At 70.0% G+C, this 12502-nt stretch carries 8 protein-coding genes; all 8 read left to right on the top strand.

Annotated features, from left to right (window positions below; all coding sequences use genetic code 11):
* Nucleotides 1–290 precede the first annotated feature (290 nt).
* Entirely contained in the window at nt 291–2123 is a 1833-nt protein-coding gene (dnaA, locus tag TR46_RS31090; protein WP_500801530.1) for a chromosomal replication initiator protein DnaA, read from the top strand.
* 1007 nt (nt 2124–3130) lie between these two features.
* Complete coding sequence (dnaN, locus tag TR46_RS31085) at nt 3131–4261, top strand: DNA polymerase III subunit beta (RefSeq protein WP_042408257.1); 1131 nt, start codon at nt 3131–3133, stop codon at nt 4259–4261.
* A 123-nt stretch (nt 4262–4384) separates the two neighbouring features.
* On the top strand, nt 4385–5260 hold the full coding sequence (gene gnd, locus TR46_RS31080; RefSeq protein WP_042408255.1) for a phosphogluconate dehydrogenase (NAD(+)-dependent, decarboxylating): 876 nt from the start codon (nt 4385–4387) through the stop codon (nt 5258–5260).
* Nucleotides 5261–5334: 74 nt separating this feature from the next.
* On the top strand, nt 5335–6516 hold the full coding sequence (gene recF, locus TR46_RS31075; RefSeq protein ID WP_042408252.1) for a DNA replication/repair protein RecF: 1182 nt from the start codon (nt 5335–5337) through the stop codon (nt 6514–6516).
* Between the two features lie 64 nt (nt 6517–6580).
* Nucleotides 6581–7138, top strand: coding sequence for a DciA family protein (locus TR46_RS31070; RefSeq protein ID WP_084719093.1), 558 nt, complete (start codon nt 6581–6583; stop codon nt 7136–7138).
* Between the two features lie 362 nt (nt 7139–7500).
* A complete protein-coding gene (gyrB, locus tag TR46_RS31065) occupies nt 7501–9492 on the top strand; it encodes a DNA topoisomerase (ATP-hydrolyzing) subunit B (RefSeq protein WP_042408290.1) in 1992 nt (663 codons plus the stop codon).
* A gap of 74 nt (nt 9493–9566) precedes the next feature.
* Nucleotides 9567–12227 carry a DNA gyrase subunit A gene (gene gyrA, locus TR46_RS31060; protein WP_042408245.1) on the top strand — a complete coding sequence of 887 codons (2661 nt, stop codon included), beginning with the start codon at nt 9567–9569 and terminating at the stop codon, nt 12225–12227.
* Nucleotides 12228–12311: 84 nt separating this feature from the next.
* Nucleotides 12312–12502 (top strand): hypothetical protein (locus TR46_RS44710; RefSeq protein WP_236655595.1); only part of this gene is annotated, 191 nt, incomplete at its 3' end.

Here is a 12502-nt window from a genome sequence, read left to right as displayed (position 1 = left end):
CCAGCCCCTGCCGCAGCCGCTGCCCGGCCGTTGCCGGAGCTGCGCTGCCCGGCTGCCCGCCCCCGGTCTGCGACACTGCTGTACACAGCCTGTGGACAAGAACTTGAATGCGGGCCCCCTGCCTGACTACCGTTGGCAGACTCCTTCCTGCCCGTCCTCCCCACCTGGCCCCCACCACCTGCCCCGGTGGAACGAGAAAGCGTGCACCAGTGGCTGATAACAGCAGCGACCTTGCGACCGTCTGGGCGCGGGTCGTCGAGCGACTGGGCAACGACCAGGACGTCAAGACGATGGACGCCCAGTGGCTGCGGAGCACCCAGCCGATGGGTCTGATGCAGGACACCGCGCTGCTGGCCACCCCCAACGACTACGCCAAGGGGGTGCTCGAAGGCAGGCTGCTGCCGGCCATCACCGAGCAGCTGAGCCACGAGTACGGCCGACCGATGCGGATCGCGGTGATCGTGGACGCCAACGCGGCCCCGCTGGCCCCGGCGCCGCAGGCCCCGCAGCCCCGTGAACCCGAGCAGCAGGGCCCCCAGCCGGACGAGTACTCCCCCTATCCGCAGCAGCGCGACTTCGGCCCCGACTACGGCTACGACCGCCGCGGCGACCGGCCCGCCCCTCCGTACCAGGAGCGCGGCGGCTACTACGGCGTCCCGGCGGGCGGTCCGGGCGGCGGCTACCAGGGCGCGTTCCCCGGCCGGGCGCAGCACGACCCCGAGGACGAGTGGCCCCCGTCCGGGCCGCCACCGCAGCAGCAGCGCCCCTGGGAGCAGCACCGCCCCCCGGCCGAGGCCTTCCACCCGTCGGCCGGGCACCAGAACGACGGCCACCCCGGCAGCGGCCACCAGAACGACGGCCCGCTCGGGCGCGACAGCCGGGACGGACGCGACGGACGCGACCCCCGGCACGCAGCCCCCCGGCACGCCGATCCACGCCACGGCGACCCCCACCAGGGCGAGCCGGGCCGTGAGGACGGCGGCGGCGAGCACCGCGGCGCGCTGCGCCCCGAGCCGACCCCGCCGGAGCACCCCAGGAACCGTCCCGGCGGCGGCTCCAGCGGCTCGCCCCAGCTGCCGCGCAAGGACGAGCCGGCCGCACGGCTGAACCCCAAGTACCTCTTCGAGACCTTCGTCATCGGCTCCAGCAACCGCTTCGCCCACGCGGCCGCGGTGGCCGTGGCCGAGGCACCCGCCAAGGCCTACAACCCGCTGTTCATCTACGGCGAGTCCGGCCTGGGCAAGACCCATCTGCTGCACGCCATCGGGCACTACGCCCGCAGCCTCTACCCGGGGACCCGGGTGCGCTATGTGAGCTCGGAGGAGTTCACCAACGAGTTCATCAACTCGATCCGGGACGACAAGGGCGACGGGTTCCGGCAGCGCTACCGCGACATGGACATCCTGCTGGTCGACGACATCCAGTTCCTGCAGAGCAAGGAGTCGACCCAGGAGGAGTTCTTCCACACCTTCAACACCCTGCACAACGCCAACAAGCAGATCGTGATCTCCTCGGACCGGCCGCCCAAGCAGCTGGTCACCCTGGAGGACCGGCTCCGCAACCGCTTCGAGTGGGGGCTGACCACCGACGTCCAGCCGCCCGAGCTGGAGACCCGGATCGCGATCCTCCGCAAGAAGGCGATCCAGGAGCAACTCAACGCCCCGCCCGAGGTGTTGGAGTTCATCGCCTCCCGGATCTCGCGCAACATCCGGGAGTTGGAGGGCGCGCTGATCCGGGTGACCGCGTTCGCCAGCCTCAACCGGGCGCCGGTGGACCTGCAGTTGGCCGAGATCGTGCTCAAGGACCTGGTCCCGGGCGGCGAGGAGGCCGGCCCGGAGATCACCGCGACGGTCATCATGCAGCAGACCGCCGCGTACTTCGGCCTGAGCGTGGACGACCTCTGCGGCTCGTCCCGGAGCCGGGTGCTGGTCACCGCGCGGCAGATCGCCATGTACCTGTGCCGGGAGCTCACCGACCTGTCGCTGCCCAAGATCGGGGCGCAGTTCGGCGGCCGGGACCACACCACGGTGATGCACGCCGACCGGAAGATCCGCACGATGATGGCGGAGCGGCGCTCCATCTACAACCAGGTCACCGAGCTCACCAACCGCATCAAGACCTGACCGGGCGGCAGGACCAGGCACGGGCCGCGCCAGACCGCTCCGCCATGACGATCGCCCCACCAGACGACCGTCGCAGAAGGGCCCCGGAGGACGCCTCCGGGGCCCTTCTGCCGTCCCCGGCAGCACCCCTGGGGCCCGGAACCGCCTGCGGCAGCCCCGCACTGGCGTACTGCTGGTTCGAACAGGAACGGTCCGGTCGGCTCCGGTCCACAGGAAGGCGGACCTTTCCCCGTCCACACCCTGGGGAGGGCGGAGTTATCCAGAATCCCTCCACAGGCTGGGCCATCATGGAGCTGTCCGTGCAGCTCACCTGCCTGTGTACTTGTGGGCGGCAGTCCTCCACAGGGTGTGGACAACTGAAGGGCCGTCAACACGGTGCCTGGGTTATCCACCCGCCGTCCCCAGGACCAGGCCGGTTGTCCCCAGTTTCGGCCGGGTTCTCCACAGCAATGTCCACAGTTCGGCAACGTCAATCAACATTTCACCGTTCCGAGTGAAAGACGACACAGGATGTTGCCAGTGGGGCTGGGGAGAACCAGGCACAATCCTGGGGATGCAGTTGGGGAAAACCTGGGGACAACTCAACTGCCCTGTGGGGGAAGGGTGCTGTGTCCACAGCAGGCGTAGTTTTTCCACCGGTTCCCCACAGGTCCAATGTGGACAAAAAAGCGGGTCTGAGCTGGGTGGAATGGGGTTGTCCACGGTTTCCACAACCCCTACTACTACTACCCCACGTATAGAGCTCGAGGATGATCGAAAAGCAGGTCGGGGCCTGATCTGTGGATGACGGCGACCCGACACGGGTTCGAGCCGTCTTCCCCCCATCTGCCTCGGCTGTCGGTGGAGTGCGTCAGACTGTCTCCAGCAACAGGGAGCGGTCCGGGCCACTCGCACCGGACTCCGCACCCACAGGGATGGTCCCCACCCTGGGGACGGGCTCAAACCGAGAGCTACCCGTACACGTGACAACGAAGCGATGAACAGCAGCACACAGGAGGCGGTTACCGGTGAAGTTCCGGGTCGAGCGTGACGTCCTCGCGGAGGCCGTGGCCTGGGCCGCGCGCAGCCTCCCGGCACGGCCTCCGGTGCCTGTGCTCGCCGGGCTGCTGCTGGCGGCCGACGAGGGCAAGCTGAGCCTGTCCGGCTTCGACTACGAGGTCTCGGCGCGGGTCGAGACCGAGGCCGACGTCGAGGAGCCGGGCACGGTCCTGGTGTCCGGCCGACTGCTGGCCGACATCTCCCGCTCACTTCCCAACAGGCCTGTGGAGATCTCCACCGACGGTGTGCGGGTGATCGTGGTCTGCGGCAGTTCGCGATTCACACTCCCCACCCTCCCTGTGGACGAGTACCCCGCGCTGCCGCAGATGCCCACCGTCTCCGGCACCGTCCCCGGCGAGGCCTTCGCCGCCGCCGTCGCCCAGGTGGCCACCGCGGCAGGCCGCGACGACACCCTGCCGGTGCTGACCGGTGTCCGGGTCGAGATCGAGGGGGACCGGGTCACCCTGGCCGCCACCGACCGCTACCGCTTCGCCGTCCGCGACCTGATGTGGAAGCCGGAGCAGGAGGGGCTCTCCGCGGTCGCCCTGGTGCCCGCCAAGACGCTGCTGGACACCGCCAAGTCCCTCAGCGCCGGCGACGTCGTCAGCATCGCCCTGGCGGGCAGCGGCAAGGGCGAGGGGCTGATCGGCTTCGAGGGCGCCGGCCGCCGCACCACCACCCGGCTGCTGGAGGGCGAGTTCCCGAAGTTCCGGGCGCTGTTCCCGACCGAGTTCAACTCGGTGGCGACCGTCCCCACCCCGGCCTTCGTGGAGGCCGTCAAGCGCGTCTCGCTGGTCGCCGAGCGGAACACCCCGGTGCGGCTGAGCTTCGAGCAGGGCGTGCTCACCCTGGAGGCCGGCTCCGGCGACGACGCCCAGGCCACCGAGCGGGTCGAGGCGGACCTGGAGGGCGACGACATCTCCATCGCCTTCAACCCCGCCTACCTGCTGGACGGCCTGGCCGCCATCGACGCCGCGGTGGCCCAGTTGAGCTTCACCACCTCGACCAAGCCCGCTCTGCTCAGCGGCAAGCACGCGCCGGACGCGGAGGCCGACGAGGCGTACAAGTACCTGATCATGCCCGTGCGGCTCTCGGGCTGAGCGCGCGGCAGCTCACGCGGATGGGTCCTGCGCCCGGTGGTCACCATGCACCGGGCGTAGGCTCACGTCTGGCGGCAAGGGCGCCGCGCGCTGTGCAGTCACCTCAAAACGAAGGACTTCGCGATGGAGCTCGGACTCATCGGTCTCGGCAAAATGGGCGGCAACATGCGTGAGCGCATCCGCCGTGCGGGCCACACGGTCGTCGGATACGACCGCAACCCCGACCTTGCCGACGTCGCCGGCCTCAAGGACCTGGTGGCGGCCCTGCCCGCACCGCGGGTCGTCTGGGTGATGGTCCCGGCCGGCGGCCCGACCCAGGACACCGTCGACGAGCTGGCCGAACTGCTGGAGCCCGGCGACGTGGTCGTGGACGGCGGCAACTCCCGCTGGACCGACGACGAGAAGCACGGCGCCGAACTGGCCGCGAAGGGCATCGGCTTCGTCGACTGCGGTGTCTCCGGCGGCGTCTGGGGCCTGCAGAACGGCTACGCGCTGATGTACGGCGGCAAGGACGAGGACATCGCCAAGGTCCAGCCGATCTTCGACGCGCTCAAGCCCGAGGGCGATTTCGGCTCGGTCCACGCCGGCAAGGTCGGTGCGGGCCACTTCGCCAAGATGGTCCACAACGGCATCGAGTACGCCATGATGCAGGCCTACGCCGAGGGCTGGGAGCTGCTGGAGAAGGTCGACTCGGTCACCGACGTCCGCGAGGTCTTCCGCAGCTGGCAGGAGGGCACCGTGATCCGGTCCTGGCTGCTGGACCTGGCCGTCAACGCCTTGGACGACGACGAGCACCTGGACAAGCTCAAGGGCTACGCCGCCGATTCCGGCGAAGGCCGCTGGACCGTGGAGGCCGCGATCGACAACGCGGTGCCGCTGCCCGCGATCACGGCCAGCCTGTTCGCCCGCTTCGCCTCGCGCCAGGACGACTCGCCGCAGATGAAGATGATCGCCGCGCTGCGCAACCAGTTCGGCGGCCACGCGGTCGAGAACAAGTGATCCCAGCTCCAACCCGTTCCAACACCGTTCGCAGACAGCAGAGTTGACGAGAAGAAGGCTGACGAGTCCAGAGCATGCACGTCGCGCATCTGTCGTTGGCCGACTTCCGTTCCTACGCCCGGGCCGAGGTTCCCCTCGACCCGGGCGTCACCGCGTTCACCGGGCCCAACGGCCAGGGCAAGACCAATCTGGTCGAGGCGGTCGGCTATGTCGCCACCCTGGCCAGCCACCGGGTCGCCGGTGACGCCCCGCTGGTGCGGCTGGGCGCCGAGCGGGCGGTGATCCGGGCCAGCGTGGTGCGCGACCAGCGGCCGACCCTGGTCGAACTGGAGCTGAACCCGGGGCGGGCCAACCGGGCCAGGATCAACCGCTCCGACAACGTCCGCCCCCGGGACGTGCTGGGCCTGCTGCGGACCGTGCTGTTCGCCCCCGAGGACCTGGCGCTGGTGAAGGGCGACCCGGGGGAGCGCCGGCGCTTCCTGGACGAGCTGCTGGTCGCCCGCGCGCCCCGGCTCGCGGGCGTGCGCCAGGACTACGAGCGGGTGCTGAAGCAGCGCAATGCGCTGCTGAAGAGCGCGGCGATGGCGCGCCGGGCCGGCGCCAAGGCCCAGCTGTCCACCCTGGACGTCTGGGACGAGCACCTGGCCAGGGCCGGGGCCGAGCTGCTGGCGCACCGGATCGACCTGGTCGCGGCGCTGCAGCCGCTGGTCCGCAGCGCCTACGAGGAGTTGGCGCCGGGCGGTGGTCCGACCCGGCTGGAGTACCGCAGCTCGATGGGCGAGGGGGTGCCGCTGAGCGGCGGCAGTGTGGCTGCGGCGCGAAGCGCCACGGAAGGGGGTGGTGCTCGGGCGACTGGCGGGCCGCTCGCCGCCGCGCTGCTGGGGGCGATGGGGGCGGCCCGCAAGCAGGAGCTGGAGCGCGGGGTGACCCTGGTCGGCCCGCACCGCGACGAGCTGGGGCTGCAACTGGGCGAGCTGCCCGCGAAGGGCTACGCCAGCCACGGCGAGTCCTGGTCGTACGCGCTGGCGCTGCGGCTGGCCTCCTACGAGCTGCTTCGTGCCGACGGCGGCGAACCGGTGCTCATCCTCGACGACGTCTTCGCCGAGCTGGACACCCGGCGCCGGGAGCGGCTGGCGGAGCTGGTGGCCGGCGGCGAGCAGGTGCTGGTCACCGCCGCCGTGCCGGAGGACGTGCCGGACGCGCTGGCGGGGAGCCGCTACTCGGTCGCGAACGGTGAGGTCGACCGAATCGCCTGAAGCCCACTGATGTCGGTGGGGCCTCGTACGCTGGTATCCCCAAGCTGGGGAGAGTGAGGCTGCTGTGAGCGATTCGACCGGAGTGACCGGAGCCGCCGGAGCAGGCAGCGGGGCGGACGAGCCGCAGCTGTCCGGGGTCGACCTGGCCCGGGTGGCGCTGCGCAACGCCAAGGAGCAGGCGCGGCTGCGCGGCGACGGTGTGCGGCAGAAGAAGGAGGCCCGACGCAACGGGCTGCGCTCCGGCGCGCGCGCGGACGGTCGCGACCCGCAGCCGCTGGGCGCCGCGATCAGCCGGTTGGTGGCCGAGCGCGGCTGGGAGGCGCCGGCCGCGGTGGGCGGGGTGATGGGCCGCTGGCCGCAGATCGTCGGACGGGACCTGGCGGCGCACTGCGAGCCCGAGCACTACGCCGAGGACGACCGGGTGCTGTCGGTGCGCTGCAGCTCCACCGCCTGGGCGACCCAGATCCGGTTGCTGGCACCCCAGTTGGTGCGCAAGCTGAACGAGGAGCTGGGCCACGGCACGGTGAAGCTGATCAGGGTGCAGGGGCCGGCGGGTCCCACGCGCTCCTACGGCCGGCTGAGGGCTCCGGGGAGCAAGGGGCCCGGTGACACCTGGGGGTGACCGACGGGTGACGGGCCGGACCGGCTGAGTGGCCGCGTGAGCCCATTTCGCCCCCCGTGCGCGTGGTGGAGACAATCCGCCCGGATTTCGTGCGGCACGTGGGAAGCCAGGGGCCGCCAAAGGCCCATGAGTGTCGGTCGTACCGGTAGACTGGACAGAGAAATCGCCGCTTGCGGTGACGTAGCAGTGACTGAGTCGAGTGCCGAGGCCGCTCCGGTCCCACCCACGGGGTACGGAGACGGCCCGAGCTGTGCCAGAAAGGGCGCTTCGTGGCCGATTCCGGCGACCCCAGCCAGACCCCCGAAAACCTGTCCGTCGAGGCTGCCGCTGCCGCAGCGCCCGTGACCGAAGGGGTCGCGGAGGTGTTGGAAGCCCTCGCGCCCTCCTCCGGTTCGCTCTCGGAGAACAACTCGTCCTACGACGCCAGCGCGATCACCGTGCTGGAGGGTCTGGACGCGGTCCGCAAGCGCCCCGGCATGTACATCGGCTCCACCGGCGAGCGCGGCCTGCACCACCTGGTCTACGAGGTCGTGGACAACGCGGTGGACGAGGCCCTCGCCGGGCACGCCGACACCATCGGGGTGACCATCCTCCCCGACGGTGCGGTCCGGGTCACCGACAACGGCCGCGGCATCCCGGTGGGCATCGTCCCCGGGCAGGGCAAGCCCGCCGTCGAGGTGGTGCTGACCGTGCTGCACGCGGGCGGCAAGTTCGGCGGCGGCGGCTACTCCGTCTCCGGCGGTCTGCACGGCGTCGGAGTCTCCGTGGTGAACGCGCTGTCGCAGCGCCTCGCGGTGGAGATCCGCACCGACGGCTACCGCTGGAGCCAGGACTACAAGCTGGGCGCCCCCACGGCCGAGCTGGAGCGCCACGAGGAGACCGAGGAGACCGGCACCACGGTCACCTTCTGGGCCGACGGCGACATCTTCGAGACCACCGAGTACTCCTTCGACACCCTGTCGCGGCGCTTCCAGGAGATGGCCTTCCTCAACAAGGGCCTCACCATCGCGCTGACCGACGAGCGCCCGGACCACGTCGACGACGACGGCAAGCCGTTCTCGGTGACGTACCACTACGAGGGCGGCATCTCCGACTTCGTCACCTACCTCAACTCCCGCAAGGGAGACGTGATCCACCCCACCGTCATCGCCTTCGAGGCGGAGGACAAGGGCCGGACGATCTCGGCCGAGATCGCGATGCAGTGGAACACGGCGTACAGCGAGGGCGTGTACTCCTTCGCCAACACCATCCACACCCATGAGGGCGGCACCCACGAGGAGGGCTTCCGCGCAGCGCTGACCGGTCTGATCAACCGCTACGCGCGCGACAAGAAGCTGCTCCGGGAGAAGGACGAGAACCTCACCGGCGAGGACATCCGCGAGGGCCTGACCGCGATCATCAGCGTCAAGCTGGGCGAGCCGCAGTTCGAGGGCCAGACCAAGACCAAGCTGGGCAACACCGAGGCCAAGACCTTCGTGCAGAAGGTGGTCCACGAGCACCTCAACGACTGGCTGGACCGCAACCCGGTGGAGGCCGCGGACATCATCCGCAAGTCCATCACCGCCGCGACCGCCCGGGTGGCCGCCCGCAAGGTGCGCGACCTGACCCGTCGCAAGGGCCTGCTGGAGACCGCCTCGCTGCCCGGCAAGCTCTCGGACTGCCAGTCCAAGGACCCCTCCGAGTGCGAGATCTTCATCGTCGAGGGCGACTCGGCCGGCGGCTCGGCCAAGCAGGGCCGCGACCCGCGGGTGCAGGCGATCCTGCCGATCCGCGGCAAGATCCTCAACGTGGAGAAGGCCAGGATCGACAAGGTCCTGCAGAACACCGAGGTGCAGGCGCTGATCTCGGCCTTCGGCACCGGCGTCCACGACGACTTCGACGTCTCCAAGCTGCGCTATCACAAGATCGTGCTGATGGCCGACGCCGACGTCGACGGCCACCACATCAACACCCTGCTGCTCACCCTGCTGTTCCGGTTCATGCGGCCGCTGATCGAGGGCGGCTACGTCTTCCTGGCCCGGCCGCCGCTGTACAAGATCAAGTGGGGCAAGGACGACGTCCAGTACGTCTACTCCGACCCCGAGCGGGACGCGGTGATCGCCGCCGGGCGCACGGCCGGCCGCAAGCTGCCCAAGGACGACGCGATCCAGCGCTTCAAGGGCCTCGGCGAGATGAACGCCGAGGAGCTGCGGGTCACCACCATGGACCGGGACCACCGCATCCTCGGCCAGGTCACCCTCGAGGACGCGGCCCGCGCCGACGACCTGTTCTCCATCCTGATGGGCGAGGACGTCGAGGCCCGCCGCTCCTTCATCCAGCGCAACGCCAAGGACGTCCGCTTCCTGGACGTGTGACGCAACCGGGCGACACCGCCCCGAGCCCGTCAGCAGCGTCCCTGGCAGCACGCACGAGAGGAAACTGACCAGCAGTGGTCGACGACGACAAGCCCACCAGCCCCGAGGGTCCCGAGGGCAACGGCCCCGACGAGCAGCTCGCCCAGGTCGAGGGCGCCCTGCGGATCGAGCAGGTCGAGCTCGAGAGCGAGATGCAGCGCTCCTACCTCGACTACGCGATGAGCGTCATCGTGAGCCGCGCCCTGCCGGAGGTCCGCGACGGGCTCAAGCCCGTGCACCGCCGGGTGCTGTACGCGATGTACGACGGCGGCTACCGCCCCGAGAAGGGCTACTACAAGTGCGCCCGCGTCGTCGGCGACGTCATGGGCAACTACCACCCGCACGGCGACACCTCGATCTACGACACCGTGGTGCGGCTGGCGCAGCCCTGGTCGCTGCGGATGCCGCTGGTGGACGGCAACGGCAACTTCGGCTCGCCGGGCAACGACCCGGCGGCGGCCATGCGCTACACCGAGTGCAAGATGATGCCGCTGGCCATGGAGATGATGCGGGACATCGACGAGGAGACCGTCGACTTCTCCGCCAACTACGACGGCCGCTCGCAGGAGCCGGACGTCCTGCCGGCCCGCTTCCCCAACCTGCTGGTCAACGGCGCCACCGGGATCGCGGTCGGGATGGCCACCAACATCCCGCCGCACAACCTGCGCGAGGTCGCCTCCGGCGCGCTGTGGTACCTGAACAACCCCACTGCCTCCAGCGAGGAGCTGCTGGACGCGCTGATCGAGCGGATCAAGGGCCCCGACTTCCCGACCGGGGCGCTGATCGTCGGGCGCCGCGGCATCGAGGACGCCTACCGCACCGGGCGCGGCTCGATCACCATGCGCGCGGTGGTCGAGGTCGAGGAGATCCAGGGCCGGCAGTGCCTGGTGATCACCGAGCTGCCGTACCAGGTCAACCCGGACAACCTGGCTCTGAAGATCGCCGACCTGGTCAAGGACGGCCGGGTCGGCGGCATCGCCGACGTCCGCGACGAGTCCTCGTCCAGGACCGGCCAGCGCCTGGTGATCGTGCTCAAGCGCGACGCGGTGGCCAAGGTGGTGCTGAACAACCTCTACAAGCACACCGACCTGCAGACCAACTTCGGCGCCAACATGCTGGCCCTGGTCGACGGGGTGCCGCGGACGCTGGCGATCGACGCCTTCATCCGGCACTGGGTCAACCACCAGGTCGACGTGATCGTCCGGCGCACCACCTTCCGGCTGCGCAAGGCCGAGGAGCGGGCCCACATCCTGCGCGGGCTGCTCAAGGCGCTGGACGCGATCGACGAGGTCATCGCGACCATCCGGCGCTCGCAGACGGTCGAGGAGTCGCGCCGGGGCCTGATGGCGCTGCTGGCGATCGACGAGATCCAGGCCAACGCGATCCTGGAGATGCAGCTGCGCCGGCTGGCCGCGCTGGAGCACCAGAAGATCACCGCCGAGTACGACGAGTTGATGGCCAAGATCAACGAGTACAACGCGATCCTGGCCTCGCCGGACCGCCAGCGCGCGATCATCGCCGAGGAGCTGGCGGTCATCGTGGAGAAGTACGGCGACGACCGCCGCAGCACGCTGATCCCCTACGAGGGGGACATGTCGGTCGAGGACCTCATCGCCGAAGAGGACATCGTCGTCACCATCACCCGCGGCGGCTACGTCAAGCGCACCCGCAGCGACCTCTACCGCTCGCAGAAGCGCGGCGGCAAGGGCGTGCGCGGCGCGCAGCTGAAGCAGGACGACATCGTCGACCACTTCTTCGTCACCACCACCCACAACTGGATCCTGTTCTTCACCAACAAGGGCCGGGTCTACCGGGCCAAGGGCTACGAGCTGCCGGACGCCGGCCGCGACGCCCGCGGCCAGCACGTGGCCAACCTGCTGGCCTTCCAGCCGGGCGAGCACATCGCCCAGGTGATGGCGGTGCGCACCTACGAGGCCGCGCCGTACCTGATCCTGGCCACCCGCGAGGGCCTGGTGAAGAAGACCCCGCTGAAGGACTACGACTCGCCGCGCTCCGGCGGTCTGATCGCGATCAACCTGCGCACCGACGAGGAGGGCCGCGACGACGAGCTGATCGGCGCGGTGCTGGTGTCCGCCGAGGACGACCTGCTGCTGGTCAGCAAGAAGGCCCAGGCGATCCGGTTCACCCCGACCGACGAGGCGCTGCGGCCGATGAGCCGGGCCACCTCGGGTGTGAAGGGTATGAGTTTCCGCGAGGGCGACGAGCTGCTCTCACTGAACGTCATCCGGCCCGGAACCTATGTGTTCACCGCGACCGACGGCGGTTACGCCAAGCGGACGAAGGTGGACGAGTACCGTGTTCAGGGACGGGGTGGGCTGGGGATCAAGGCAGCCAAGATCGTCGAGGACCGGGGCACCCTGGTCGGAGCGCTGGTTGTGGAGGAATCCGACGAAATCCTGGCAATCACCCTGGGCGGCGGTGTGATTCGCACCCGGGTTGTCGAAGTTCGTGAAACCAGTCGTGACACCATGGGCGTCCAACTGATCAACCTGGGTAAGCGGGATGCCGTCGTCGGCATCGCCCGCAACGCCGAGGGAGCCGGTGAGGACGACCTGGACGAGAACGGCGAGGACGGCACCGAGGGAACCGCTCCGGCGGTCTCCGGTGTTGCCGATGCAGGGTCCGGGGCAGTCGACAACGGGGACGGTGGCGAGGCGGACGGTTCGTCCGACTAGTCGCCGCACCGGCTGCACGTCGACTGACACAAGGACACGGACCAGGACCGACCGGTGCTGGCGGGGAATTGCGGGAGGACCAGGGTGAGTGGAGCCAACGGCGCGGCAGGTGGTGCCGGCGGCGCCGCCGCGGGGCGGCAGGGACCGGGTGCGCCCCCGGGCGGAGCGGCAGGCGGCTCCGCCGACCGCACTCCGGGATTTGGACCGGCCGCCGGGCAGAACGCTGCCGGGACGACGTCGATGATGCCGACGGTCACCGGAGGGACGCCCCCGCG

It is taken from the genome of Streptacidiphilus carbonis (genome assembly GCF_000787775.1).
GTDB lineage: Bacteria > Actinomycetota > Actinomycetes > Streptomycetales > Streptomycetaceae > Streptacidiphilus > Streptacidiphilus carbonis.
The sequence above is the reverse complement of the archived record's forward strand: the minus strand, read 5'-3'. Positions and strand labels throughout refer to the sequence as shown.